Raw genomic sequence first — 26,733 nt, 5'->3', positions numbered from 1 at the left:
ACAGCGCGCTCGATGGTAGGTAGACATAGCCCCTTAGTGCAAAGACAAGGGATAGACCTCAACGGCGTTAGAGGTGCTAACGTCAACCCGCTTGGCTCACCATCGTCTTGATTCAAAAGCGCTGTCAATAGCGCCGCGGCCCTACTTAATTATCGCAAATTGCAGCGGAACTGTTAGAGTCACTCGATAGAGTCTGGTGCAAACGGTTATCAGGCTATAGGATTTCAAGCCCCATGGCCTAAGGCAGCACTCTAAGAATGAATCCGCCGGTAGTCAAGCAGCGATGATGCCGTCGAATACTCTTGAAGCAATCATGCACTAGAACAGTTACGAAATCCCAATGACGTACTTCTTCCACTCCTGGTGTACGCCGCTGTGAATTTGCCGCGTCACCTCAAAGTAGAGACTGCTGTGGGGCTTACGGGGTTGACTAAAGAGCGGCATGTTGGCCTCCCGCGGGGTGCGGTTGCCCTTTTTCACGTTACAGCGCACGCAGGCGGCCACCATGTTTTCCCAGGTGTCGCTGCCACCGCGCGATCGGGGGATCACGTGGTCGAGGGTGAGACCGTCGCCGCTGTAGGCGCAGTATTGGCAGGTGTGGTTGTCGCGCTGGAGCAGGTTGCGCCGGGTGAGTGGTATATCTTTGTAGGGCACCCGCACGTAGTGGCGCAGCCGTATTACCGTCGGCAGCGGAAAATCGGCGTAGACAAACTTGCCGTTATGCTCAACCCGCTCCGCCTTACCCTTAATAATCAGGACGACAGCCCGACGCCAGCTCGTAATGTTGAGCGGTTCATAGGAGGCGTTGAGCACCAGAACCTTACCCATTCGAATGCGTGGATAATTGGCTAAAGAATATTTGGATTGATGTTAGCACAGAAGCTAAATTGAGGTTTTTGACCTCTGGTAGACTGTCCTGAAGCCGGTACCTTGGGATAGTGTTGGCACATCTGGTGGCCAGTTCTGGCGCTATGATGAGGCGCTAGCCTCGGTGGTGAAGGAGGAACACAATGCTGAATTGGGATCACACTCCAAGCCTGGAGCCTATGCGCTGCTGCCGTGCCTGGGTTGAAATTAATCTGGCGGCGCTGCAGCACAACGTGCGCCAGTTTAGAGGGTTGCTGCCCGCCACCACTCAGCTGATGGCGGTGGTTAAGGCCGATGCCTATGGCCATGGGGCCGTCACCGTTGCCCAAACGGCGCTGCAAGCTGGGGCCACCTGGCTCGGCGTAGCCACCGTTCCCGAAGGAATTGAGCTGCGGGCCGCGGGCATTCAGGCGCCAATTTTAGTGATGGGGGCGGTCAACAGCCCTGAAGAAATGCAGGCGATCGCCCACTGGCGGCTTCAGCCCACCCTGGTCAACCCCAAACAGGCCCTGGTCTTTTCCGACACGCTTTCTGGGCTAGCCGCTTCCCGTCCGGTTGGGGTGCACCTTAAGATCGACACCGGTATGACCCGCCTAGGGTTTCCCTGGGCCGAGGCCGTCGACTTTACCCGGTTTGTGCGGCAGTTGCCCCACCTCAAAATCGACAGCCTTTACTCTCACCTGGCTACCGCCGACAGCCCCGACCCCACCATCATGCAGCAGCAGCAGCAGCGGTTTAAGACGGCGCTAGGGCACCTCCAACAGCAGCAGTTGCTCCCTCCCCGGCTACACTTGGCTAACACCGCCGCCACCCTGGCTGACCCTGCTCTCCACTACGACCTGGTGCGAGTTGGTCTAGGGCTCTATGGCCTCTACCCGGCCCCCCATTTGCAATCGCGGCTCGACCTACAGCCTGTCATGCAGGTCAAAGCCCGCATCACTCATCTCAAGGATGTGCCTGCGGGCACCGGCATTAGTTATGGCCATCAATACGTGTGCGATCGCCCCCTCCGCCTAGCAGTGGTCGGCATTGGCTACGCCGATGGGGTGCCGCGGGTGCTCTCCAACCGGCTCCAGGTCATGGTCAAAGGCCGCCTAGCCCAGCAAATCGGTGCTATCACCATGGATCAGCTGATGCTGGATGTCAGCCATATCCCCAGCCTGCAAGAGGGTGATGTCGTCACCCTGCTGGGCCGCGACGGACACCACATCATTGGCCCAGACGATTGGGCTGCTATGGCCAACACCATCAGCTGGGAAATTCTCTGTGGCTTTAAGCACCGTCTGCCCCGCATTGCAGTGGAGCAGCCCTTAGCAGCCTCTACCGCCATCCAGAGTAACTAAAGCCTACTCAGGGCAGCTAGCAGCGTTTCCGGCGATGTGGTTGGGTGCAGCAGTGAAAACAGGTGACAGTAGCGCAATCGCCCCTGCGCATCTAGCACAAACTGCGCCGGCAGGGGTGCCCCCAGCGCTTGCCCAGTGTGGTAAGCGCGAAAGCTCGCTCCCGCGGGGTCGCATAGCAGCGGCAATCTTAAGCTCAGATCTTCTACCGCCGCCTGAGCTTGACGCTGGGGCTGATTGCCGATCGCTAACACTTCAACCCCAGCGTTGCGAAACTGGTCATAGGCCTGATTGAATGCGACCAGCGAAGGGTGCCGCCCAGGGCTGTAGGCCATCTCTGCTAGGAGGCGGCAAAAGAGCAAGACCACCGGCTGCTTACCTCGCCAGTTAGCCAAGCGCACCGTGCGCTGGTAGGTGACATCCCACAGGGCAAAGTCGGGGCATATCTGGCCGAGGGGCAGACCTAAGCGAGGGGGCAACGGCAGCCAATAGCGCCAGGGATTAGCCTGGTCTGGTAGTGGCGCGATCGGGGTCATCAGACCAAAAAATGACGATACAACAGCGGCAGGGCAGGGGCGATTCGCGGAGCGTTCGGGAACCGGCTCGGAACGAGTATCCGTGCCGGAATCGCGACGGTGTCGCTAGACCTCAGCAAAAAATTCTCTTGCCTTCACCGGGTCGGGGTTCATGGTTTTATCTCCGGGTTGCCAGTCAACCGGGCAAACCTCATCGGGGTTGGCTTGCACATGCTGGATGGCCTGTAAAACCCGCAGGGTTTCATCGACCTTACGGCCAAAGGCTAGGTTGTTGATCGTGGCATGCTGAAGCACCCCGTCCCGGTCGATGACGAACAAGCCCCGTAGCGCTACCCCACTGTCGGGGTCGAGGACGTTGTAGGCAGCGCTAATGTCTTTTTTGATGTCAGACACCAGGGGATAGTTCAAATCGCCCACCCCGCCTAGCTTACGCTCAGTTTGGATCCAGGCTAGGTGAGCAAACTCGCTGTCTACAGAGATGCCTAAAATCTCGGTGTTGAGCGCCTTAAACTCACTGTAGCGATCGCTAAAGGCCGCAATCTCTGTAGGGCAGACGAAGGTAAAGTCGAGGGGATAAAAAAATAGGACCACATATCGGCCCCGGTAGTCGGATAGCTTAACAATCTTGAAGTTTTGGTCAACTACGGCGGTGGCACTGAAGTCGGGTGCCATTTGGCCAACCCGCAAACAGTTATCTCTTATCTCAGGCATGGACTCATCCCTCAAGGTCTTACCGCCGTTGCGCAGTACCATCATAGTACTTTGGCCAGAGAAAACTCTCCCTGGTGTCCTCGTCCGCTCTCGGCTTTACCATACATACAGAGTGATAAAGCTTTTTAATGCGTCACCCCAACGAACTCCAGCCAGAGAAAGGCTAGACCAACGCTCGCTGGACGGACTATTGAACCGTTAAGAATGGCTCAGGCGGGATTTGAACCTGCGACCAAGGGCTTATGAGTCCCCTGCTCTACCACTGAGCTACTGAGCCGTAGCATTGATTTTTTCTAACTAGGGCGTACCCCCATTAGTCAACCCACAGTTAATGAATCTATCACAGAATTAGTCAACACACCAAGCTATGTCCAGCATTTCTTTGATGGAAAATATTTTACAAAAAGCGGGCTAACAGCAATGTCAGCCCGCGCTACTAAACTATGGCTAAACCATCTAGCGATCGGGTAAGTAGGCCATGGGATTAACGGTACCGCTGCTGGGTAAGTGCACCTCGAAGTGGAGGTGAGGGCCAGTGCTATAGCCTGTGCTACCCATCTCAGCGATCTGCTGCCCCTGGCTCACTTGCTGACCTTCGCGTACCAGCAAACGGCTGTTGTGAGCATAGCGGGTCAAGCTGCCGTCGGAGTGACGGATATCTACCAAGTTGCCATAGCCACCGGAATTCCAACCAGAGCGCGCGACAACCCCTGGCGCTGCCGCCACGATCGGCGTTCCAACTGGGCCAGCAATGTCAACACCGCGGTGCATGCGGCCCCAACGCCAGCCGTAGCCAGAAGTCAGGGTGCCACGGGTAGGCCAAATGTAGCCGTTGGAAAGACGAGGTGCCTCGGGTAGAAACTCGTTGGCACCCGGCATCATCGGCATGTTGGGAGACACGGTCTGCCCCACTGGCATGCTCGGCGCAGTCCGATAGGCATCAGCACTTAGGGGAGCAGCCGCTAGCAGCTGACTAGGAGGAGTCGCGGCATCTACCTGCTCAGACTCATCAACCACGGCCTCATCGGCTGGGCTCAGAGCAGCGATCGGCTGAACCTGATCTTTGGCGGCATCGGTAACTGTCCACTCCGAATCAGCAGCAGGCGATGCAAGGGTTTGGGCACCCTCTCTAGCGGTTAGGGCTGTCGAGCTGGCCGGTTCGGGGCCACCTACTGCGTTAGAAGCCACAGCAGCCACAGCTTCCGGCTCAGGGCTGTGATACTCCAGCGCGGCAGTCTCTGGGGTCGCACTGGTGACACGGCTGCGATCAAGCTCTTGACGAGCTTCACGAATTCGCGCGTTGAGTTCGTCGCGGTTAACCTGGTTGCTATTTGACTCACGAATGCGGGCCAAGTGATCGCGAATAGCCTGCTCACGGGTTCTAGGAGCAGCCGCCAAACCGCTGGAAGGTGAGCTAACCGCTTCTTCCGTAGCTGAGGCTAGGGGAATGCTTAGGCTGTCGCCGACTGATAAAGCTTCAGGCTGGTTAACAGCGTTGTTGTGGCTGAGAAGCTCATCTATGGTGAGGCCGTTGCGAGAAGCAATCGACCACAGAGTGTCACCCGGCTTGACCTGATAAGACCGTACGGTACCAACCTCAGCGGTTGAAGTCGCCGCCGCCGTTCTTGGAGGTAGTGCCGCTACGGTGAAATCTTTCTTGGCCTCTGGGACCGAAGTGTTGGTAGTTGCTGCAGGAACTGGGGTGCTGGTAGCTGCAACGGGTTGCGGCGACTGGGCAGCAGCAACAGGACGCTCGACCTCTTCCTGGTGGAGCGGCAGGCTAGCAAAAGACTCAACTGGCTCAACCGTTTCGCTGGCTGCTTGACTAGCTGCCTCGTCAACCTTCGCCATTTGCTGGACAGCGGCAGCTGGCTCAACGTCAGCGGTCAGATCTGCCGCAGGCTCCTGGATAGCCTCTGGTTCAAGAGTGGGGATCGCAGCTAAGGGGAGTGAGTCAGAGACGAGGCCGTCAGCGTCAACTTCAAGTTCTTCTGAGGAGAGCTTGTCTAGGTTAGCCGCAGCGAGATCTTCTTCAGACAGCCCATCTTCACCTTTGAGAGCCAGAGCATCCTCTAGCTGCCAAGCTTTCTCCAACTCGTCTACTGTGGGTACGTCGCTGGTTGGCAACAAGCTGCTAGCAGTCGCTAAATCACCACCGACGCCCCCAGCAGCATTGGCCTTGAGAGCCAAACGAGAGACATCAGCGCTAGCAGTCAAACTGGCCATTCCTACGGCAGGAACCCGAATAACCTGCCCAACCCGTAGTACGTCGTCACCAGCAATGCCGTTGGCCATCTTGATGGCTTTGACATCGGCCTCGTGCTGGGCAGCAATTTGCCAAAGGCTTTCCCCTGCTTCAACGGTGTGATAGGACGAGGTTGTTTCGGCAGACACTAACTTGGGCATCTCGGGTTGATCCCGATTGGCCGCAGGTAACACCGTCAGGTTAGTGCCTTCGGCAGCGAGAGCCAATTCTGGCTCAGTGAAAAACGGAGCGGACGCTCCGAACGATAAGGCTAGGCCCAGCATGGCTGCCGAGGTTTGCACTCGACGATAACCTCCTGAAGGCTCAGATTGAGCGCTGCTCAAGCTAGAGGGCAGGCAATCAGCTTCAGACTCTTGGGGAACTACGCGTTTCAAGGAACGACCTCCTGTAAACCAGCGCTTAACAACCTATGAAAGCCACACTACCTATCCGATGGAGGTACCGCCAGTTGGCAGAAACTCTTTCGTTAGAGATAGCGACAAGGCAAGGTGTTAGCAGAAGAACAACAACGGATCGACAGATTAACGCCTCGGCTAGGTAACATTACCCTGCTTTCGGCAACCTAGGCAAGTTTACATGACTTAACACGAAAATCAATACCCAGGGTCTCTCTGTCATTTCCCTGAACACTAAGCTCGTGACCGGGAACTTGATGAGCACAACATAAACGTTTAACCCCAAAAAAAAGTATTTGGCAAGCGTATTGTTTGGGCTTGACTGAGCCGACTAACTGTAACGCCAGCCTGGTTTCTGGGGCTATAAACCACTGTGGTTGAGACCGTAAACCCTTTGCCCACAGGGCTGATCACCCACAGGGCAAAACGCACAATTAGACCTCTATAACCAATGGCAGATGTCGAGACAGAAACCATCCAAGTAGGTTATATAAATTTCTTATCTCGACTACCCCAATTTTGTATCCTTGGAAACCGCTTATTTTGATTGCTAGCTTTTCAACGCAATTTCGCCCCGAAAAACGCTCGCATTGGGGGTTTCACCCCTTTTGGCCTACGGAGCAGATCGCGCCACAAGCTTCACAACTCAGCTCAGTGGTCTATGGATATGACATTACTCGATAGCTATTAACCATTTCCCGTTCTGTTTTAAGGCTCTAAATGTAGCCTTCATCAAACTCTGGTTGGCTAGGGCAACTCTATTGCTCAAAGCTAAGCTGGGTCTTGGTTACTAGCAATATCTAGTGTGGATTGTGGGTGGAAGAGGTGAAGCTGGCGCAGGGTCTCGTAAAGGGCTATGGCGGCGCTAACGGAGAGGTTGAGACTGCGCACCACGGTGCGATCCATAGGAATGTAGGCAGTTTCGTCACAGGTGGCCAGGACTGACTTGGGGAGGCCTTCGGTTTCGCTACCAAATAGCAGCCAGTCATCGGCGCGGTAGGTCAATTCTGTATAGCTACATCGCCCAGAGGTACTAAAGCCGATGGTTCGTCCTCCCTGCTGGCGCTGCTGGGTGTAGAAAGTATCCCAGTCGGTGTGCAGAGTTAGGTTGACTTGAGGCCAGTAGTCGAGCCCGGCTCGCTTGAGGGCGCGATCGCTGAGGTCAAACCCTAGGGGGCCAACGAGGTGTAGAGGAGTGGTCGTGGCGGCGCAGGTGCGGGCGATATTCCCTGTATTTGGGGGGATCTGGGGCGTGACTAAAACAATGGTGGGCATAGACAGGAGAATCAAAATACGGAATGGATCAGCGGATGAGGCACGAATTTAGGGCAGCGGTGGAAATGTCTAGGGGATATAGATTTTATTAATACTTCCCTCAGTGGTTTTACCCTGTGCGGTAACTGATCGAAAAAAGGGGGATCGGGTTCTACTGAAGAAAGCTTTCCTTATTGCACCTATAAGTAAATTTTTACTTAGGAGGCCGCGATCGCGGCGCTAACCCTAAGGAACTTCCCCTAAGCAGCACAGGGTTCGCACAGATCGCGAGCTAATATTCCCTCGCTGTCAGCTACTTCAGCGATCGCATTTTGGATCACCTGCTGCACCGACTGCCCGGCTTCGTGCTGCCGCAGCCACCGCTGGGCTTCGTTGCCTTCCCGCAGAATTTTTTTCACCGGGCTGAGGAAGCAGCTGAGACCATTGGCTTTGGCGATCGGCCACACCTCATCATAGAGTTGTTGGATCCAATCTCGAGCAAGAATTGGGCGACCGTCCTGCCAGTGGCGTAGTTCGGCCTCGAGGCTTTGACTGGCGACGGCCATTTCGTTGGCATCAGTAAGGGCCACTAGGTCATCGTTGCGGCTGACCTGAGGTAGCTCACTCAGAATCAGCGGATCCAATTCTGGATTTTGGATTAGCTGGATCAGGCGCGCTTCGAGCAGGGCCGCCACCGCCAGCAGCGCCACCGGGTCGCTGATCAGGTCACAAATGCGCAGCTCTAAACGGTTGAGGTTGTAGGGGCGGCGATCGCCGTTGGGCCGCACCGATGACCACAGATGGCGCACGTTTTGCATAGTGCCTGCCGCCAGCTGGGCTTCCATCCACTGAATGTGGTGGACGTGGCTAGTGAACAGAGGCACGTGGGCTGGGGTTTTGGGAAATACCTGCCAGCGGCTAGAGTGAGAGCCCGTAGCTTTCCCACCCAGAAACGGCGATGAGGCGGTGAGAGCCAGGTACAAGGGCGCTTCGACCCGCACCAAGCGACAGGCCCGCATCAGAATTTCTGGATCCGAGATGCCAATGTTGATGTGGACGCTGGCGGTAACCACGGTGGTGCCGTAGGTCTGCTCGATGTAGGCGTGGTAAGGATTGCTGGGGTCAGAGCGGTAGAAGCGATCGGTATTGCCGAGGGCGAGGGTGCTGCCAGGTACGAGGGTATAGTTGCCTAACCCCTTGAGGTAATGGCGCAGCTCGTGGCGGGGGCGCACCAGCTCACATAGCAGTTTCTCGTATTGGCACAGGGGCGGGGTGGTGTACTCGACATTGCGGCTGTCGGGCTCGCGCACGAAACCATTGAGGTCCGCCACAATCCGATCGGAGAGACCGACCACATCCCCGCTGGGGGTGCCGGTATATATCTCAATTTCAAACCCTTTGGACAGCAGCACGGCATTCCTCGCTGGAGACGGCACTCTATATATATTCAGTCAATGTGATCGCTGTTCTCATACTATCGGCAACCCGGTCCCCCGTTCAGGCGCCGGGGGAGGAGGGTTCTAGACCAGGAGGGTCGCTAGGAAAGGGCTGCTGTCGTCAGGGCGATCGCGCGTTTAGCGGCATAGGCGCGAGCAATGGTGTCGCAGCGCTCGTTGCCGGGGTCACCGGAGTGGCCGCGCACGTAGATCCACTGCAAGGGGCGATCGAGGGTCTGGTTCACCTCGGTGGTGACGCTGTCTAGGGCTTCCCACAGATCGCGGTTGAGCACGGGCTTTTTGGCTGAGTTCACCCAGCCGCGCCGCTTCCAGCCAGCGATCCACTGGGTGATGCCCTTGAGCACGTATTCGCTGTCGGTGTGGATGGTGACGGTCTCGGTTTGGCCGCTATCGCGCAGCAGGGTCAGCCCAGCGATCGCCGCCTGCATTTCCATGCGGTTGTTGGTGGTGGGAGATTCGCCGCCGCCGATCTCGTGAACACCGCCATCGACCAGATACAGCACCGTACCCCAGCCGCCGGGGCCAGGATTACCGGAGCAGGCACCGTCGGTGTAAATTCGCTGAATGATTGCCATTGTTTCGATCTCGTCCTTAAAAAATCGTTAATTCAGCCGTGGGGGCTTTGCGGTACTAGGGGGCATTCTAGAGCTAAGACCGGATGTCCTCCCCGGACAACCTCCATTCAGGTCATGGGCAGGGTGCACCTATTATCGTCACGGTTATCCCAACGGTGAAGTTAAACCCATGATGCTACGAGAACTAAAAGCTTTTGAGGCTTGCTGGCTAGATCTTAAGGATGTTTATCCCACCAACGGCCAAGACAACATGCTGATTGCCCACGCTATGGGTCAGCTAGTGGATTGCCTCGCTAAACCAGCCCAGGTGGAACAAGATCTGCCGAGCCATTTACAGGGGCTGTTTCGGCGGCTGGCGCTGGCTTATTTTCAAGGCTACTCTCCCGCCGAAGGGCCGTTTGAGGCCGCCGTAGTCGCTTTGCCCATTCCCCAGTCCTGTCCCCGCAGCGATCGCCAGCGGCGGCAAGATATCTCAGCGGCGGTCGAACGCGTCAAAGCTCTGGCCCAACAGACCCAGTCCCGCATGTGTACCTCGCGAGGGCAGGCCGCTCAGTGTGCGACCTCGGAGATGGAAACCCTAATTATTGAGTTTCCAGACTGACTAAACCAGCCTAGCCCCAGCCTGATAGAAGAGTCAGGTTAACCCTCCAGAGATAGGGGCGGGCGCGGTATCTTAGTGCTATGGCCTATGAACCGCTGCACCATAAGTATCGCCCCCAGACCTTTGGCGCTCTGGTGGGGCAAGATGCGATCGCGACTACCCTCACCAGTGCCCTCAACCAGCGGCGCATCGCCCCTGCCTACCTGTTTTGCGGCCCCCGCGGCACGGGCAAAACCTCCAGTGCCCGCATTTTGGCGAAATCGCTCAACTGCATTGCCCAAGATCATCCCACTCCTAATCCCTGCGGTATCTGCGAAACCTGTCGCTCGATTACTAACGGCTCGGCCCTCGACTTCATTGAAATCGACGCTGCCAGCAACACCGGGGTCGACAACATCCGCGAGCTGATCGAGCGCGCTCAGTTTGCCCCAGTGCAGTGTCGGTACAAAGTCTACGTTGTGGACGAGTGCCACATGCTCAGCACGGCGGCGTTCAATGCCTTGCTCAAAACCTTGGAAGAGCCGCCCAGCAATGTGGTGTTTATCCTGGCAACAACCGACCCCCAGCGAGTGTTGCCAACGATCATTTCTCGCTGCCAGCGGTTTGACTACCGGCGCATTCCCCTAGAGCCGATGATCGCTCACCTGCGGAAGATTGCCGAGCAGGAAAACATCGTTATCAATGACGAAGCCCTGCGGCTGGTGGCTCAGGTTTCCCAGGGAGGGCTGCGCGATGCCCAGAGTCTGCTCGACCAGCTCAGTCTGCTAGCGCCTCCTGTGGAAGCCGATGCGGTGTGGGATCTGGTGGGAGCGGTACCCGAGCGCGATCTGCTGGCCCTGGTGCAGGCTATCCTCAGCGACGACAGCACCACCGTGCTCGACGGTGCCCGCAAGCTGATGGATCGGGGTCGGGAGCCGCTGATTGTGCTGCAAAACTTGGCTGGGTTCTACCGTGATCTGCTGATTGCGAAGACGGCGGGCGATCGCCACGACCTAGTCGCCATCACTCCCCCCACCTGGGCCGACATGCAAACCCTGGTGCAACCGCTCGATCCAACGGTGCTGCTGCTGGGGCAACAGCACCTGCGCAGCGCCGAGGGACAGGTCAAAAACACCACCCAGCCTCGGCTGTGGCTAGAGGTGACGCTGCTGGGGCTGCTACCCTCGACGCTGGCTGGTCAGGCGGATCGGTCGGTCGGAGCGATCGCACCTCTTCCAGCACCCAGACCTACACCCCAACCTGCACCACCTATTAGCCCCCTATCACCAGCACCAGCACCGCCGCCTGAGCCTTCAAACTTGGCCATACCGCCGGAGCCTGCCAATGGAGCATCGCCAAAAGACGAAGCCGCCCCCGTACCGGCTGCTGCCTCCGAGCCGCCCTCCGACAATAGCCAAGACACACTACCCACAGACGATGCCACCCCAGCTCCTAACTTAGGGCAGCTGTGGCTTCAGGTGATAGCCGTACTAGAGCCCCTAGGCACCCGCGCCCTAATGCAGCAGCAGGGTAGCCTGCTATTTTTCGACGGCGTAGTGGCCCGAGTGGGCATCAGCTCTAGGCCACTGTTTAAGATGGCCCAGGGCCGAGTCGAGAATGTGGAAGCGGCCTTTCAGCAGGTGCTCAACCACAAAGTGCAGGTTTCTCTAGAGGTGCTGCCTGACCCAAAGCCTGAGGCCCCAGCCCCCAACATTTCCCAGGCGCCGGGGCAGAAAAATATCACCCCACCGGCTCCAGTTGTTCTCAGTCCCCCGCCCCCGCCCGTCGTCTCAACGCCCTCGGCAGAAGCGTCAGTAGAATTGGCTGCAACTCCTGAACCTGCTCTCGCAGCAGACACTAGTCCCGCTGCTCCTGCGCCATCATCTCTGCCTGCCATTGCCAGCGATTTTGACCGAGCCGTGAAGAACTTTGCCCATTTCTTTAATGGGCAGGTGGTCGATTTGGACGAAGATCTGAGCCCTGGACTCGATACAACGCTGCTGAAGCCCTCTGAGGCGGCGGCTAAGCAGCCCTCCCATGCCGACAAAGACGTGCCGTTTTGAGGCGATCGATTGCTACATCTAAAATTTCAACTCGGAGTTAAACAGGATCCGGTATCAGCCGGTTCTGTTTAGCCAAAGGTGCCCCCGTTCCAGCCCCACATGGCACCAGGGGCATCAGCGAACTCGATATAGGTACGATTTTTGGGCACTCCCAGGGCAGTCTCAAGCTGGGTGCAAAACTCCTGGCTCATAGCGTGGGTTTTGGCACCGCCCATGGTGCCCACGCTTTTGATCTCGACGTAGCATACGGGGTCTGTAGTGCCACCAAAGGTCATGGGTATGTCGGCTTCAAAAGCTGTCATCACGTAAGATTCCGGCTTGCCCAAGTGGCTGGCCAAACTGGCGGAAAGCTCCTTCAGTAGCCCTTCAACCTCGGCTCGGTCGGGAGAGGAGACGGATGTCTGGACTTTGATTAGAGGCATGGGTGTGGTGTGGGGAGTGAGGGCGATGGGGATGGTGGTTGGATGGGGAGTGAGAAGAGTTCTTAATTTTGAGTGTTGAGTTGTACCAGTAAGGCCCAAACTCAACACTCAAAACTGAGAACTTAAAACTCATCTATTCATCTACCCACCGTAGTTCCAGCCGGTGCTTTCGAGCAGGAGGGGGTCACCTTCGCGGTGAATTGCGGCACCGACTACTTCGCCCACAAACACTGTGTGGTCGCCGTGCTCTACAGCGCCCACCACCCGACATTCCACATAGCCCAAGGTGTCTTTGATGATGGGACAGCCGGTTTCAGGACCAGGGTAAAACTCGACATCTTCAAACTTGTTGCCCACCCGGCGTAGGGGCTTAAAGAAGTTTTGGGCCAGCTCTTTCTGCCCGGCTTCTAAAAAGCTGAGGGCAAATACGCCGCTGGATTTCACCATGGCGTGGGAGGTGGAGTCGTTTTTGACGCAATTTACTACCAGGGGGGGCTGAAAGGAGGCCTGCATCACCCAGCTCGCCGTGAAGCCGTTGAGGTCATCTCCATCTTTAACGCCACAGATGTAGAGCCCATGGGGAATCTTGCGCAAAATGGTTTTCTTAGCTTGCTCGTCTAGCACAGGACACCTACAGAATGCAGCTTTAGGGGCAGTGTAATACAGCTTTTGCCCCCGGCTCTACCCAATTGGTCATAAAAAAGGCGCACCGCAGTGCGCCTAGTGTGGTGTGTGATGCTCTAACCCTATTTGTTGGGTTGGGGAGTCATGCGCAAGTAGGGCTTGATTTCGGTTACGCCCTTGGGGAAGCGCTGCTTAGCTTCTTCGGTGGGAATGGTGGGAGATACCACTACGTCGTCGCCATCTTTCCAGTCGACCGGGGTAGCCACGCTGTAGTTGTCGGTAAGCTGTAGCGAGTCAATCACCCGCAAAATCTCAGCAAAGTTGCGTCCGGTGCTCGGCGGATAGGTAATGGTCAGCCGCAGCTTTTTGCTGGGGTCAATGACAAACACGCTGCGCACGGTCACCTTGGCGTTGGCGTTGGGGTGGATCATGCCGTAAAGGTCGGAGACCTTTTTGTCGTCGTCGGCAATGATGGGGTAGTTGACATTTACGCCCTGGGTTTCGTTAATGTCGCCAATCCAGCCTTGGTGGGAATCAGCGCTGTCTACGCTGAGGGCAATGACTTTGGCGTTGCGCTTGTCAAACTCGGGCTTGAGCCTAGCCACGCTGCCCAACTCAGTGGTGCAAACGGGGGTGTAGTCAGCGGGGTGCGAAAATAGCACTACCCAGCTATCACCAGCCCAGCTATAAAAGTCAATCTCACCCTCGCTGGTCTGCTGGGTGAAGTTAGGTACCTGATCGCCAAGTTGAAGCGCCATCTCAAATCTCCGTTTAATCTCGACAGGGTGCAAATAAAGTTGCTCAGCGTTCACGTTCGCTATTCTCCCACAAACCCCGGTATTCCGGTCGGGGTTTAGAGGATTATCTTAAGGATTGTAGCGTAGGCGCTTGTGCTAGGTGCGATCGCCCGATTACCTCCTGAGCGCCCACAACAGAAACACCTAGGGACATGCCCCAGGTGCCTCAAAATCGTTGCTCGACCCCATAGTGGGGAAATTCTAGTGGAACTCTCACTGATTGCGCTTAGAACTGGCGATCAAAGACCTTGGGCGCATAGGCACTGCACCCGTCGCAGGGACCCATAGGATTCATGGCGCATCGCAGGTAGGGCGATCGCGCATTTAGGTCGCAAGTGATGTCGCCAATCATATAGCCCAGGCCATCGACATAGTGCATATCGGTGTTGCCATCGAGCAGCTTGAGCATGCTCTGGCCCAAGGCCGTCGGCATAGCTGAAGTGTTGCTGCCGCACTTTTCATCTCGGTCAGCCCGCACACTTAAGTAAGCTGACACCAGGGCTGGGGTAAGACCGATAACGAAAATCAAAATGATGACGAGCATGAACCTATCGTCCGAAACTAGCAAAGTCATCCTAACGCGATGAATTGGCAGACCAGCCCAATGCCGGTAGGGATTGGTACGTACCGTTGCGTTACTTAGTCTTTCGCAACATAGACCAACAAAGGCCACCCCTCTCTCCTACGCTAAATCAGAGGTTAAATCGCTACCAGTCGTGGCTACATGTATGTATAGCGAGTGACGACGCCTTTGCGCCCAGAAAGTTCCCGACTATAGATATCGTTTTAGTAAATTTATAGTTAGACTTTAGATAGGAACGCTTTTTGACCCAGTTCTCTCTCAAAATCACCCTGTTTTCCTATCACCTGAACAAGATCCTGAACTTTCCAGAACTTTCATGTATTGGCGGATCTTGATATATAGCCGATTATAAAAACATCCTGTAGACTCGCGTGTGCTCCAAAGCTAAGACCGGGTAGGGCCACAGGACATTGTGGAGGTTCGCTCCTCAGTGATAGCGCCTTACCCGGCTTTTTACTTTTAAAACCCAAATATTGGAATCTCAGTTCCGCTAAACTGCCCTCTGGTGCTCACCTCCCCTCAGATGGCCTAGCCCTGAGGAGCTGAAGACGATAGCTCCCATCTACAAGCCTGTAGACGTGGCAGAGGTAGTAGCTATAGCGGGTAAGGTCTAGGTTAGAACAGCTCGAAAGGTAAGGATTAAAGCCAGACGGGTGTTCTTTTCGTTCTTTTGCTATAGCCGATAGGCGCGGCGATCGCAGCGGTTTTGCCCAACCCCTTCACCAACCTATTCAATCCCATAACTCACTATTTTCGGTTAATCTGTCGTGCTGGTAGCTTCAGCCATGGCATAGAGTTGCAGCCATTCTTCCACCACATAGGGAGCCGCAACTAGTCGGGCAGTGCCTCCACCCCGCAGTGGCACCCGCAGCGTTAACGGAATCGGGCGCTGAAGGTCGGCCAACACGGCATCTATGCTGTATTGAGCAACGCTGTCGGGCAGCGCTTGGGTTTGAGGGTCGAGCTGGTGCGGCGCTTGCCACTGGGCGCTAGTGCCGGTTTCAATGGCCAGGTCACGGTTGTGATCTGTGACTCCCCGTCCCGGAAATCCCACCAAACGTAGGTAGGTACCTTGAAGAGTACCTTCGGTGTAACGCTTGAACACCGTAGCCTGCCAAGCTAGGCCGCTCTGGTCACGCAAGCTCTGGCGCGAACGGTAAGTCGTTTGCCCAGGCTGCTCGTGATAGGTGTGAATAGAGGCTAGGGCTGGCTCAGCCAACGCCAGCAGCAGCAAACAGCCTAGCAGGAGGGCCAGAACTGTCAGCCGCAGGGCACGCCAAAGGTGGTGCATGGAGAAATGAGATAAATAGAGATGGAGAAGGGCCGCCACGTTTTCAGCGGCTGTGCCTATTATCTCCCCCATCTCCTGACCTTCTACAACTGGCTCATCTGGTTGAGCGTTTGTCGATAGCCTGCAGCTTCTCCCTGCTGTAAAAAGAGCTGGGCGGCTTGCTCAAAGTCGCGGCGCGCACCGGCATCATCCCCCAAGCGGGCGCGTACCACCCCTCGGTTGTAAAAGAGCCTTGGGTCGGCGCTGTTGGAGGCGCTCACAATGGCCTGAGTGAGATCTTGATAGGCATCCTGGGGCTGGTTCACCTGGAGGTAAGCCGAGCCGCGAGCCGAGTAGGCCTCTAGGTAGCTGGGTTGCGCTGCAAGGGCCTGACTATAGTCGTCGATCGCACCAAAGACATCCCCCGTAGACAGGCGAGCGTCGCCTCGAGCCTTAAAAGCTTCTGCGTAGGCGGGATCGAGGAACAGCGCTTCGGTGTAGTCTGCGATCGCGGCGGTTGCATCCCCCGCTTGTAGTAGCGCATCGCCCTTTTGTTTGTAGGCCATGGCCGAGTCAGGATTGAGCTGTAGCACCTGCGCAAAGTCTTGCTGTGCTCCGCCCAGGTCGCCCTGGCTGGCTCGGACAGTGCCCCGGCTCATGTAGGCTTCGGTCAGCTCGGGGTTGAGCTCAAGGGCGCGATCTAAATCCTGTAAAGCCCGCCCAGGTCGACCCTGGCGGAAATAGACATGGCCACGGTTGAGGTAAGCCCGGGCCAGTTCGGGATCCCGGTTGACGGCCTCGTTGAGGTCGCTCAAGGCCGCGTCAAACAATCCTAGGTGGTAATAGGACACACCGCGCCCCATGTAGGCTCGCGGCAGATCGCCATTCAGCTCAATAGCCTTACTAAAGTCAGCAACGGCTGCGGTGTAGTTGTTTTCCTGCTCTAGGGCAAAGCCCCGCAGTACGTAGGCTGTTGGATTGTCGGGAGTCAGCTCAATGGCGGTGGAAAAATCTTCGATGGCAAGATCGTAGCGACCTTGTTCGCTGTCGATGAGACCGCGATAGAGATAAGCTTCTACAGAATCTGGGTTGAGCTCTAGAGCGGTGTTGAAATCAGCCTGAGCTTGGCTAGACTCTCCTTGGCGATAGTAAACGCTGCCTCGGGCAAAGAGGGCGTTAGCGTTGCTAGGGTCAAGGTCGAGGGCCTGGTTGAGATCGATGAGGGCGCGATCGTAGTCGCCCTGCTCAGAGTAGATTAGGCCTCGGTAGAGGTAGGCGTTGGCCAGACTAGGATCCTTTTCGATCGCCAGGTCAAAGGATTCGATGGCGGCGTCATAGTCACCGCTGTTGTAGCGTTCCACCCCCTGGTTGTAGGCACCAATAGCCGATAGACCGGGCTCAGCTGCCTCCGGTTCGGGCGTTTCAGGCTCAGCTGGGGTAGGCTCAAGACCTTCGAGGTCCATCTCCTCGGGGCCAGCCGCCTCGGGCTCCATGACTTCAGGTTCAGCGGGAGCTTGGGCATAGCCCCTCCCAGGGGTGGCCCCAATCATTAGGCCCAGACCCAATAGCAAAATGGCGTAATGCAGTTTCATGGCTTCCCCTCAACCGACGGTTTTTGCAGATTCAGTAGGCTGGTGCTGCCCCTAAGCAGACTGTTTTGTCAGCATACCCACCCACGCCCCTGGCGCTAATGATAGGTCAGCTTATTTGGTTGAGAGACGGGTTTAAAGAGTTTTTTCTAGAATTGTAAGTACCCGCTGTCAGCTTTCTGCCTTCATAGCAGCGGCGGTGGCAAGGAGATAACATGGCGATCGCACGTTGGTCCATTGGTCTGCTGCTGGGTGTCTTGCTCTGGCTGGGGCTAGGGCACTGTGCCAAGGCCCAGAGCGAAGCCCGCATAGACATGCGATTAAGTAGTCTGGAGTCTGAACTCGGTCGACTGAGATCCCAGGTCAGGCAGATAGAATCTCAGCTTTCCATTCCCAACCGTCCGGCCCCCAGCCTGCCCACAATTACTTCACCCGGGGTCGAGCCTTCCCTTGACGAGCAGTTCGACAACCTAGCCACGTTAGCGATCGAACTCAAGCAGCAGGTCAGGCAGCTCGAAACCCGGGTCACACAGCTTGAAAGAGCTGGCTCTTAGGCACAAATCCTACTCCTTTATTGAGCTGTGATGGCAGCCGGCTTGGTTCTTTAGTTCCAAGGCCTTTGTTGCTTTCGCCAGGCCTCAAGTGGGATGTGAAATTTTTTGTGGCGAGGCGATCGCTCTGCTGTACCTTGCGAGCCTTTGTGTCCTAAATGGTGGATCTTACTGACGGTTAAATTCCTTCTTTTTATCCACTCGGTTGCCCTTATATCCTCCTTCTTCCTTATCCCCTCTATCCCGCCTTCCGTGTAAGATGAGAACATGAGTTACATCCCTTTACACGCGTCGGCCCTATGTCGTTTTTTCGGTCTTACATTGCGCCTCTGCTGATTGTGCTGATTTTTGCGGTGGCAATGCTGGCAGTGAGCGCCCGCATCTTTTTGCCCAGCGATATGATGGCCCCTGCCCCGATTGAAGAGCCGATATCGGCAATGGGGCTGATGCCTACGGCCCAGGCCGATCTAATGATGCCTGAACTGTCGGAACTCATCCACGGGCCTCAGAGCATGCGGGTTGAGGGATAAGCTCGACTTCCAACTATTCACCTAAAGCAAATTACTAATAATGGAAACCCCCGACAGATAGTCTGCCGGGGGTTTCTAAATTTAAACCCTATAGCCTGTAACTAGACACAATGGACTGGATTATTTTCCTCCAGACAGGATGTCGTTTAAGCAATTCGGAGACAGCAGCACTTAGACTGATTAACTTGAGAGTTTTCCTCAAGAAAGTTCCGATTAAATAGAGATGTTTAAATGCCGTCGTAAAGAAACCATCGCGTGGGGTTCATCGCGTCTCTAGGCATTTCTTGCAGAGCTCTCATCAGTTACAGCGAGGAAATATCAACAACCGAGTAAAGTGCTGCTGGTATTTGACGAGATAGATTCAGACGTTAAATCGATAACGTACCTCCTATTTAACAGGACTGAACTATTCGATCTGTCGGGGAAGAAATCGTTTTTTTGAGTTAGGTGATTTGCTTCCTTATTCACTAAGATACTCTCCTCATTTGCCCATGGCTAGGGATGATACCAAAGTTTATGGTTGGGTTAACAGCCGCTATCATTCTGTTGAAAAGCTCAGATTTTAACCCAGGTTTAGAGCGGCAGAAGCGCCCTTGAGCTGGGATGTCGGAGCTATGGTGGGGGCATCCAGAGGCTACTATTAGTAGGCGGTTGTCTCTATAGAGGTAACCCACTGATTTCAGCCAGAGGCGCGAGGGCAAGGAGCGATCGCAGTGACGCAGATAGAACAAATTACGGGTACCGGCATTCCCCTTACAGGCAACGACATCGACACCGATCGCATCATTCCGGCTCGGTTTCTCAAGTGCGTGACCTTTGACGGGCTGGGCGAGCAGGTGTTTGCCGACGATCGCGCTGCCCTGGAGGGTCGTCATCCCTTTGACCAGCCCCAGTACCAGGGGGCCACAATTTTGGTGGTCAACCGCAATTTCGGCTGTGGCTCATCGCGAGAGCACGCTCCCCAGGCGATCGCCCGCTGGGGCATTAAAGCTGTGCTGGGCGAGAGCTTTGCAGAAATTTTCTTTGGTAACTGCGTCGCGATCGGCATCCCTTGCCTAACGGCCAGCGCTGAGGTGGTAGGCCAGGTGCAGGCCGCACTAGACGCTGACCCTACGACGGTGGTGACGCTCGACCTAGCAACTCAAACCGTGACCGTTGGGGCCGAGGCCGGAGCTGTGTCTATGCCCGAGGGCGTGCGCCAAGCGTTCTTGGCGGGCACCTGGGATGCCTGTGGCCAGCTCGTTGCTAACGCCGAGGCCATTCGCACCACGGCGGCAACGCTGCCCTACGTGGCCTGGTAGGCTCACAGTCTCCGTGTCTCCACCCATAGATTTGCAACGCCCTGTGGATTTTGCCGCAGAAATAGGCACTCTCTAGGGAGATCCCTCAACCCCCCATGCGGGCTTTGCTATGGTTTCTTCTGCTGTGCGATCGCTGACCCCCTGGCTGCAAGCCGATTTGGCCCTGCCGGGTGCTACAGCTGCAACCCTGGGCAATACGGTGTGCCGCATGGCTCCCTTGGCCATCGAGCGCCCCACCTTGGGGCGCGTGCCGGCGATCGCGGCAGCGGTGAAGCAGTTGGTAGCCCAGAGCATGAGACTGCGATCGCCCATGGGCGGCTGGCCCGCCGACCTGCCCCAAACCCCCGACAACCTGGCCCCCTACCTAAGCGAAGAAACTGGAGAGTTGTTGGACCTGTTAACGGCGTCAACCCTACCAGTGCCCTCCGCCAGCGTCCTGGTGCCGGTGCCCCACCTGGTGCCCCACCTGCTGTGGATGCTTGCCAGCAGTGGCTACGAAGTGATGCGCCTCATCGAGGGTGTGCAGGCCCGCATCTTTAGTCCTCAGGCGCAGGGGGCAATCCGCATTGTGCGCCTAGTGCCGGTGCTTACCCTCACCTCGGAAAAGACTGGCTACGCCCTCGATCTGGTAACTCAAACAGATCCAGTGTCGTCGCTATATTTGGCTGAAAATATCGAAATTCAACTGTTGGAGAACGACCTCGACGGCCAGCTCCTGTCCTGTGGTGACCTGTTGGCTCAGGTGGCTCAGCAAGTAGTGGGCTGCACCCAGCCTGGCTTGGGTGCTTTACTCGTTGACGGCTGCGAAGTTGATGCCCTCCGTCCCTTTCACCCTTGGCAGAACGGTATTTTGCACCTCCGCCTGCACCTGGCTGAAATGGAGACCCAAGGCCCATCTCAGCCCTATAGTAGCCATGGCGAGGTGATGCCCGACGCGTTGTATCTACCGCCGGAGGGTAAGCAGAGCGCTGGGACAACCGTGTCGAGCTTTACCCTAGATGACTTTGCCAGCACCCTGGTTGATGGTCCAGACGATGCTACCGCTGGCGTGCTGGGCGACTGGCTCACCTTTACCGATGAACGCTGGATTCAAACTTTTCTGAGTGCCTACGCCGAGCAGGTTGTGGCGCAGCATCTACCCCAAATGCTGCTGGGCTCAGAGGGCGATACTCCTTCGGAGCGGCTTCGCCAACGGGAAGATCTTTGCAACCGCGTCACCTATGCCGCTACCGATCTGGTGCAGGGAGCCAGCGGCCTATTTAAGCACACCTTTGTCCATGAGCCGGTGTTGGTGGCAGACCTGTGGCCCCGGCTGCGTTGGCACCTAGCTCAAAGCTCAGAACGGGTGATGCAGCTGATGGGGGGCGTATCGGCCCAGGTGCTGCCTCCAGGACTGAGCTGGCAGCAGGGCAGCCTCTACCTGCGCCCGCTGATGCAGCTTACTACCTCTAACCGCAGCTGGATTGTGGACTTAGGCCGAGGCCGACTCTTGCCTACTGCGCCCCAGGCGCTACCCGCTGAGGCCGCCGTCGATGTGGCCGATGACCCGTGGGGACCGCCGCTCACGGTGGCCGATTTAACCGCACTTGTGGATCACGATCTGAGCGCACATACGCCTGCGATCGCGGCTCTGCGCCAGGGCACCCCAATTCATCTGCACCGGCTCGATGGCGAGGCCGGCTGCCAGGCAGGACAGCTCACCCTCGACTGGTGCTTTACCCTACAAACTACGCTGTAGCAACAGATTCTCAAGGCGGTTTGTTCTCCGTCCCAACGATGGCAAAAGCCGTAAATGTTTGTGCCAGAGACATCCCGAGCCAGGGGGCAAATCGCCTAGAGTGAGATCGAACTGTGGCGCATCCCAAAGGCTTTAGATATCGTGTCTCCAGAGCTAACTCCAGGGCTAATCCAAGAGCCCATCTACCTCTACAGCATTTGCCCTCGCCCCTTGCAGCCTCTGCCCTTACCCCTGGGGCTGGCTGCACCCACCCGGCTGATTGCCGTAGACAACGTTGCCGCCATAGTTGAAACCGGCGTCGATTTAGAGACCCTGCAAACCGACGAACCGCGGCTGCTAAACGCGGTGCTCAGCCACGATCGCGTCATTTGCGAGCTGTTTCAGCACACGCCCCTGCTGCCCCTGCGGTTTGGCACTCAGATTGCTTCCATTGAGCATCTCAAGGTTCACCTGGCCAGCCAGGGAGCCGACTATGCCGCCAAGCTCGCCATCCTAGGTCACCAAGTTGAATACCAGCTCAAGCTGATTGCCCAACCAACTGAGCTGCCGCCCCTAGCTGAAGGGCTCACCGGGCGCGACTACTTTTTGGCGAAAAAGCAGCGCCTCCAGGATCAAACCGCTGCCCAGGAGCAGCAGCACTATGAGCTTGACCAGGTGCTCAACGACCTTCATGCCACCTACGACAACTACATTGAGGCCGAAAGCCCCGCCGGAGAAGCGCGAGTGTATTTGCTGATCGATCGCGCCGCTGCCGAGAGCCTAGAGCAGCGGGTAGAGGAGTGGCGATCGCAGACCAACCACTGGATCCTCATGCTCAGCGACCCCCTACCCCCCTACCACTTTGTCTAAGAAATCTCCTTAACTCGTCCTACCCATTCACTCCATCCCCTACGGCCCAACCTGAAACTCTGGATAGGCTTCCATCGCGTGCTCGCCCAGATCAAGGCCTTGAATTTCCTCGGCCTCAGATACGCGAATGCCCACAGTAGCCCGCAACGTCAGCCAACACAGGAGGCTAAACGTGACGGTAAACGCCCCCACCGCCGCAATCCCTAGCAGCTGCACCAGCAGTTGCTGAATGCCACCTCCCATAAACAAGCCGGCTAGGGGCCCATCACCTTCGCCATACCAAGAGTAGCTGCCAGGGCCAACGCTAAACAGCCCCAGCGCAACGGTACCCCACGTGCCACAGACCAGGTGCACCGACACAGCGCCTACTGGGTCATCAATTTTCAAGCTGTCCAGCAATGTCACCGAAAAGACAACAATCACCCCTCCCACTAGACCAATGAGTGCTGCACTGCCCAGGTTAACGTAGGCGCAGGAGGCAGTAATAGACACCAGCCCTGCCAGTACCCCATTGATGATCATCGATAGGTCGGGCTTGCTGAGGTAAATCCACGAGGTGACGGTAGCGGCTAAGCCCCCTAGGGCACCAGCGATATTAGTGGTCACGACAATATGGCTGATGGGTAAGGGGTCAGCAGCCATGGTGGAGCCGGGATTGAAGCCAAACCAACCCAGCCACAAAATCAGGCAACCCAGAGCAGAAATGCTCAGATTGTGCCCCGGCATGGCAACCGGACGAGCCTGAAAGCGCCCCAGACGTGGCCCCAGCAAAATAGCCCCAATCAGCGCGGCCCAGCCACCGACTGTGTGCACCACGGTAGAGCCGGCAAAATCGTAAAAGCCCAAATTAGCCAGCATGCCGTCGCCCCACACCCAGTGGCCGGTGATTGGGTACAACAACCCCACCAGCAGCAGGCTAAAGATAAAAAAGGCTAAGAACTTGATGCGCTCCGCCACGGCCCCAGACACAATAGTGGCCGCCGTACCCGCAAAGGCTAGCTGAAAGAAAAATTTGGCATTTAGCGGTACCCCAGCCCAAGCCAATGCACTATAGGTGCCTCGGTAGGCATCGCCAACGGCGGGGCTGTTATCGGCTCCTTGTAGCAAGAAACCAGACGTGCCGAATAAAGGGTTGCCGTCACCAAACATGAGGCCAAAGCCGACCACCCAAAAGGCCAGGGTCGAGAGACCGAACACAATCAGATTTTTGGCCAACAGGTTGACGGCGTTTTTGCTGCGGCAAAAGCCGGTTTCGAGCATGCAAAACCCGGCATTCATAAAGAAGATCAAAAAGCTGGTCAACAGCACCCAGGCTGTGTCTAGCGCCACCTTGAGGTCGGCCGTAGTGGAGCTTTGGGCAAAAGCAGCCGGACAGAAAATCAGCAAGCTCCCTAGAGCAACCCAGGGTATATAGCGCCACCGTCCCCCTGGCCTGCCCAGCGGGTGCAAAGGTTGCTTCAAGGCTCGTTGTGGTTGCTGCAACATAACGATCACGTGTCTCCCAATCGGCTCTCTGCTAATAAGCCCATAGGTTGCCACGAATTACAGTTCATGGTGCAAGTTTTTATACTTCCTGAGGGCAAGCCATGGGGCGATCGCCTTTATCTATGGCGAGTCTTAATCGATATGTAGTGTTACATACCCTCTTCGCATAGTTTCAGTGAAATCCCGTAGAAGCCCTAGTTTTTGGGTGGAGTTAGGCAAGCGCAGAAGAGAGGAGCTAGCTGAGGCTTCTGAAAAAGCCTAATTGGTAGAACACTATTGCAGTAAGTCTAAAAACCTGACTGCTGCTTGGTTAGCTCACAAGCAGGTGCTATATCAGCCTGTGGGCGATAGCACCCTAGCCACGGCTAAACTCAGCTTTGGAAACTGGGGTGACTGTAAAATGGCCTCTCCCTGGAGCGCCTGAGCCTCATACAGCCCGTCTACCAAAGTGAGTACAGTCACCTTTGCCTGCGCTGGGTCTACAATCCAATATTCTGGAATGCCTCGGGCCGCATACTCCGATCGCTTGTAGCGGTAGTCGCGGTCTTCATTGGCTTTGCCCGGCGAAACCACCTCCACCACCAGCAAAGGGGCAGGCATGTCTTCGGTGATGGTACTACGGCCCGTGTCTTCTAACAGTGCCGCTAAGTCTTCGCCCAACACCAGCAAATCCGGAATCCGCACTCGTCCAGATACCACGACTTCGGTATCCATTCGGCGCAACCAGTGGAAGGGCACGATTTGCAAAAACCGTTGCAATAAAAACAACGAGACCAGCACATTTCGCGGACTCTCTGGTGGCATCTCAATCACTTCCCCATCCACAAACTCACAGAGGGCATCTGAGTCTGTTTCTAGACTTAAGAAATTGGCCAGAGAGAGCTTAGTGGCAACCATCAATAACTCCGGGCAACCGTAGGGTGAGCATTGCCCACCAATAGAGGATTAGTTTGTGACCCATCCCCTACCTCCAATTTTACTCGTCTGCCTCTGGCTCGTAGGTGGAGGCGATCGCGAGTTCCTTGAGCTGCGATTCGTCTACACCAGAGGGAGCTTGGGTGAGCAGACAGCGGGCCTGCTGGGTCTTGGGGAAGGCGATCGCATCGCGGATTGACTCCTCGCCCGCCATCAGCATGACGATGCGATCGAGCCCGTAGGCAATGCCGCCGTGGGGCGGGGTGCCATACTCAAAGGCTTCGAGCAAAAAGCCAAACTTGTCGCGGGCTTCTTGCTCAGATAGGCCAATGGTTTCAAACACTTGGCTCTGCACCTCGGGCTGGTAGATGCGCAGGCTGCCGCCGCCAATTTCATAGCCGTTAAGCACCATGTCGTAGGCCACGGCGCGAGCAGATTTGAGGTCACCCACGTCGTCGGGGTGGGGGGCGGTGAAGGGGTGGTGCAGAGCTTCGAGCCGCTGCTGGTCAGCGTTCCACTCAAACATAGGAAAGTCGGTAACCCACAGCAGGTTGAGGCTGTGGGTAGGAATTAGATCCATCTCGCGGGCGATCGCCTGGCGCAATCGATCCAGAGTGGCATTCACCATTGTGGTTGGCCCCGCCCCAAACAGAAGCAGCGTGCCTTCGGTGGCTCCGGTGCGGCTGAGGAGTTCGGCCATTTGCTCAGGGCCGAGATTGTCTTTAATCGCCCCAATGGTGTCCACCGCACCGTCGGCCCGCACCCGCACGTAGGCTAGGCCCTTGGCCCCGGCATCGGCGGCGACTTTAAACAGGTCGCCACCGGGCTTGATGCGTACGTTGGAGATCTGGTCGTTGCCGTTGGGGATGGGCAGCACCTTGACGATGCCGCCATCGGCTACCGCGCCAGAAAATACCTTAAAGCCGCAGTCTTTCACCAGGTCAGACACATCCACCAGCTCCAAGCCGTAACGGGTGTCGGGCTTATCGCTGCCGTAGCGATCCATCGCCTCGGCATAAGTTAGCCGGGGGAAGGGTCGGGGAATCTCAACGCCCTTGACGGCCTTAAAGATATGGGCTACCAGAGCTTCATTCAGCGCCAGGATCTCGTCCTGGGTCATGAAGCTCATTTCCATATCAAGCTGGGTGAACTCGGGCTGGCGATCGGCGCGCAGGTCTTCGTCGCGGAAGCAGCGGGCGATCTGGTAGTAGCGATCGACCCCCGACACCATCAGCAGCTGCTTGAAGAGCTGGGGCGACTGGGGCAGGGCATAAAACTCGCCGGGGTTGACCCGCGAGGGCACCAGATAATCCCGCGCCCCTTCTGGAGTGGAGCGGGTGAGAATGGGGGTTTCAACCTCGTAAAACCCTTCCTGGTCTTCGAGGAAGCGGCGAATGGCTTTGGTGACTTCGTGGCGAATGCGCAGGTTCTGGGCCATGCGATCGCGCCGCAAATCTAAATACCGATAGCGCAGCCGCAGGTCTTCGCGCACGGTTTCCGAATCGGCGGTGGAGACCTGAAAGGGCAGCGGCTTGCGCACCGCGTTCAGGAGCTCGATGGTGTCGGCGTAGATCTCAATTTCACCCGTGGGCAGCTTGGGGTTCACAGAGCCCTCCTGGCGCTGGCTGACCCGACCCTGAATTTTGACCACATACTCGTTGCGCAGCGGGTCAGCTTGGGGATAAGAGGCCGGAGTACGCTCGGGGTCGCTGACAACTTGCACGACGCCAGTGCGATCGCGCAGATCAATAAAAATAACGCCCCCATGGTCGCGGCGGCGATCGACCCAGCCGAACAGGGTAACGGTGCTGCCAATGTCGCTGGCCCGCAGGGTGCCGCAGTAGTGGGTGCGCATAGTGAACTGCTTATATTTCAAATTTCAAAACCTTCCCATTATCTAGGATAGTGGGTGAGCTTGAAAGCTATTTTTTTCAACCAATTCCTGACAAAATTCTCATCTGCACCCCTAGCCCTATTGAGGCCGCTGCACCGACAATTTAGAGCCGGGGTTGCTGTTGTTATGAGGAGCGTAAAG

General features: G+C 56.5%; 24 protein-coding genes and 1 tRNA gene. 8 read left to right on the top strand and 17 right to left on the bottom strand.

All coding sequences use genetic code 11. The annotated features are described in order from the left end of the window. Positions 1 to 327: 327 nt before the first annotated feature. Positions 328 to 828 (bottom strand): HNH endonuclease, encoded by a 501-nt coding sequence (locus tag NC979_RS06860; RefSeq protein WP_190518755.1) that lies wholly within the window; start codon positions 826 to 828, stop codon positions 328 to 330. A gap of 182 nt (positions 829 to 1,010) precedes the next feature. On the opposite strand from NC979_RS06860, the gene alr reads away from it, so the two are divergent. After that, positions 1,011 to 2,210 (top strand): alanine racemase, encoded by a 1,200-nt coding sequence (gene alr, locus NC979_RS06855; RefSeq protein WP_190518754.1) that lies wholly within the window; start codon positions 1,011 to 1,013, stop codon positions 2,208 to 2,210. Here alr and NC979_RS06850 read toward each other — a convergent pair. The 7 genes from NC979_RS06850 to rnhA all read right to left on the bottom strand — a co-directional run bounded on the left by NC979_RS06850 (position 2,207) and on the right by rnhA (position 9,401). After that, positions 2,207 to 2,743: a peroxiredoxin family protein gene (locus tag NC979_RS06850; protein WP_190518753.1), complete on the bottom strand. Its 537-nt coding sequence runs from the start codon at positions 2,741 to 2,743 to the stop codon at positions 2,207 to 2,209. The two genes, alr and NC979_RS06850, sit on opposite strands and share 4 nt — an antisense overlap. Before the next feature lie 105 nt (positions 2,744 to 2,848). Then, complete coding sequence (locus NC979_RS06845) at positions 2,849 to 3,454, bottom strand: peroxiredoxin (RefSeq protein WP_190519007.1); 606 nt, start codon at positions 3,452 to 3,454, stop codon at positions 2,849 to 2,851. Positions 3,455 to 3,659: 205 nt separating this feature from the next. Beyond that, positions 3,660 to 3,731 (bottom strand) — tRNA-Met (locus NC979_RS06840). 179 nt (positions 3,732 to 3,910) lie between these two features. After that, positions 3,911 to 6,094, bottom strand: a complete 2,184-nt coding sequence (locus NC979_RS06835; RefSeq protein ID WP_190518752.1) for a peptidoglycan DD-metalloendopeptidase family protein — start codon at positions 6,092 to 6,094, stop codon at positions 3,911 to 3,913. A 792-nt stretch (positions 6,095 to 6,886) separates the two neighbouring features. Continuing rightward, positions 6,887 to 7,390, bottom strand: a complete 504-nt coding sequence (locus NC979_RS06830) for a tRNA (cytidine(34)-2'-O)-methyltransferase (protein WP_190518747.1) — start codon at positions 7,388 to 7,390, stop codon at positions 6,887 to 6,889. Between the two features lie 239 nt (positions 7,391 to 7,629). Beyond that, a complete protein-coding gene (gshA, locus tag NC979_RS06825) occupies positions 7,630 to 8,781 on the bottom strand; it encodes a glutamate--cysteine ligase (RefSeq protein WP_190518745.1) in 1,152 nt (383 codons plus the stop codon). Positions 8,782 to 8,906: 125 nt separating this feature from the next. Continuing rightward, positions 8,907 to 9,401, bottom strand: a complete 495-nt coding sequence (gene rnhA / locus NC979_RS06820; protein ID WP_190518742.1) for a ribonuclease HI — start codon at positions 9,399 to 9,401, stop codon at positions 8,907 to 8,909. Between the two features lie 169 nt (positions 9,402 to 9,570). Here rnhA and NC979_RS06815 point away from each other — a divergent pair, with 169 nt between their 5' ends. Continuing rightward, positions 9,571 to 10,002: a hypothetical protein gene (locus tag NC979_RS06815; protein WP_190518740.1), complete on the top strand. Its 432-nt coding sequence runs from the start codon at positions 9,571 to 9,573 to the stop codon at positions 10,000 to 10,002. 80 nt (positions 10,003 to 10,082) lie between these two features. After that, positions 10,083 to 12,044, top strand: a complete 1,962-nt coding sequence (locus NC979_RS06810; RefSeq protein WP_190518738.1) for a DNA polymerase III subunit gamma/tau — start codon at positions 10,083 to 10,085, stop codon at positions 12,042 to 12,044. Positions 12,045 to 12,112: 68 nt separating this feature from the next. Here NC979_RS06810 and NC979_RS06805 read toward each other — a convergent pair whose 3' ends face one another. The 6 genes from NC979_RS06805 to NC979_RS06780 form a co-directional block, all read right to left on the bottom strand. Next, complete coding sequence (locus tag NC979_RS06805) at positions 12,113 to 12,466, bottom strand: phenylpyruvate tautomerase MIF-related protein (RefSeq protein WP_190518737.1); 354 nt, start codon at positions 12,464 to 12,466, stop codon at positions 12,113 to 12,115. Between the two features lie 141 nt (positions 12,467 to 12,607). Further along, the gene (locus tag NC979_RS06800) at positions 12,608 to 13,090 is read right to left on the bottom strand and encodes a flavin reductase (RefSeq protein WP_190518736.1); all 483 of its coding nucleotides are present in this window, start codon (positions 13,088 to 13,090) and stop codon (positions 12,608 to 12,610) included. A 122-nt stretch (positions 13,091 to 13,212) separates the two neighbouring features. Further along, positions 13,213 to 13,848: a peroxiredoxin gene (locus NC979_RS06795; protein WP_190518735.1), complete on the bottom strand. Its 636-nt coding sequence runs from the start codon at positions 13,846 to 13,848 to the stop codon at positions 13,213 to 13,215. A gap of 265 nt (positions 13,849 to 14,113) precedes the next feature. Further along, complete coding sequence (locus NC979_RS06790) at positions 14,114 to 14,431, bottom strand: DUF6464 family protein (protein ID WP_190518734.1); 318 nt, start codon at positions 14,429 to 14,431, stop codon at positions 14,114 to 14,116. Between the two features lie 796 nt (positions 14,432 to 15,227). Next, on the bottom strand, positions 15,228 to 15,761 hold the full coding sequence (locus tag NC979_RS06785) for a DUF3122 domain-containing protein (RefSeq protein WP_190518733.1): 534 nt from the start codon (positions 15,759 to 15,761) through the stop codon (positions 15,228 to 15,230). Positions 15,762 to 15,844: 83 nt separating this feature from the next. Next, entirely contained in the window at positions 15,845 to 17,332 is a 1,488-nt protein-coding gene (locus NC979_RS06780; protein ID WP_190518732.1) for a tetratricopeptide repeat protein, read from the bottom strand. A 212-nt stretch (positions 17,333 to 17,544) separates the two neighbouring features. On the opposite strand from NC979_RS06780, the gene NC979_RS06775 reads away from it, so the two are divergent. From NC979_RS06775 to NC979_RS06755, 5 genes are all read left to right on the top strand, one after another. Further along, a complete protein-coding gene (locus tag NC979_RS06775; RefSeq protein WP_190518730.1) occupies positions 17,545 to 17,883 on the top strand; it encodes a hypothetical protein in 339 nt (112 codons plus the stop codon). A gap of 296 nt (positions 17,884 to 18,179) precedes the next feature. Then, positions 18,180 to 18,410: a DUF8624 family small hydrophobic protein gene (locus NC979_RS06770; RefSeq protein ID WP_190518728.1), complete on the top strand. Its 231-nt coding sequence runs from the start codon at positions 18,180 to 18,182 to the stop codon at positions 18,408 to 18,410. A 713-nt stretch (positions 18,411 to 19,123) separates the two neighbouring features. Then, positions 19,124 to 19,711 (top strand): 3-isopropylmalate dehydratase small subunit, encoded by a 588-nt coding sequence (leuD, locus tag NC979_RS06765; RefSeq protein WP_190518725.1) that lies wholly within the window; start codon positions 19,124 to 19,126, stop codon positions 19,709 to 19,711. A 109-nt stretch (positions 19,712 to 19,820) separates the two neighbouring features. Continuing rightward, positions 19,821 to 21,449 carry a hypothetical protein gene (locus NC979_RS06760; RefSeq protein ID WP_190518722.1) on the top strand — a complete coding sequence of 543 codons (1,629 nt, stop codon included), beginning with the start codon at positions 19,821 to 19,823 and terminating at the stop codon, positions 21,447 to 21,449. Positions 21,450 to 21,590: 141 nt separating this feature from the next. After that, a complete protein-coding gene (locus NC979_RS06755; RefSeq protein WP_190518720.1) occupies positions 21,591 to 22,298 on the top strand; it encodes a GvpL/GvpF family gas vesicle protein in 708 nt (235 codons plus the stop codon). A 39-nt stretch (positions 22,299 to 22,337) separates the two neighbouring features. Here NC979_RS06755 and NC979_RS06750 read toward each other — a convergent pair whose 3' ends face one another. From NC979_RS06750 to aspS, 3 genes are all read right to left on the bottom strand, one after another. After that, a complete protein-coding gene (locus NC979_RS06750; RefSeq protein WP_431191028.1) occupies positions 22,338 to 23,759 on the bottom strand; it encodes an ammonium transporter in 1,422 nt (473 codons plus the stop codon). 357 nt (positions 23,760 to 24,116) lie between these two features. Continuing rightward, positions 24,117 to 24,680 carry a Uma2 family endonuclease gene (locus tag NC979_RS06745; protein ID WP_190518716.1) on the bottom strand — a complete coding sequence of 188 codons (564 nt, stop codon included), beginning with the start codon at positions 24,678 to 24,680 and terminating at the stop codon, positions 24,117 to 24,119. A gap of 79 nt (positions 24,681 to 24,759) precedes the next feature. Next, positions 24,760 to 26,553, bottom strand: a complete 1,794-nt coding sequence (gene aspS, locus NC979_RS06740) for an aspartate--tRNA ligase (RefSeq protein ID WP_190518714.1) — start codon at positions 26,551 to 26,553, stop codon at positions 24,760 to 24,762. Between the last annotated feature and the right edge of the window lie 180 nt (positions 26,554 to 26,733).

This window comes from Leptolyngbya subtilissima AS-A7 (assembly GCF_039962255.1).
Taxonomy (GTDB): Bacteria; Cyanobacteriota; Cyanobacteriia; order Phormidesmidales; family Phormidesmidaceae; genus Nodosilinea.
Note: the sequence above shows the minus strand (reverse complement) of the source record. Positions and strands in the feature narration are given on the sequence as shown.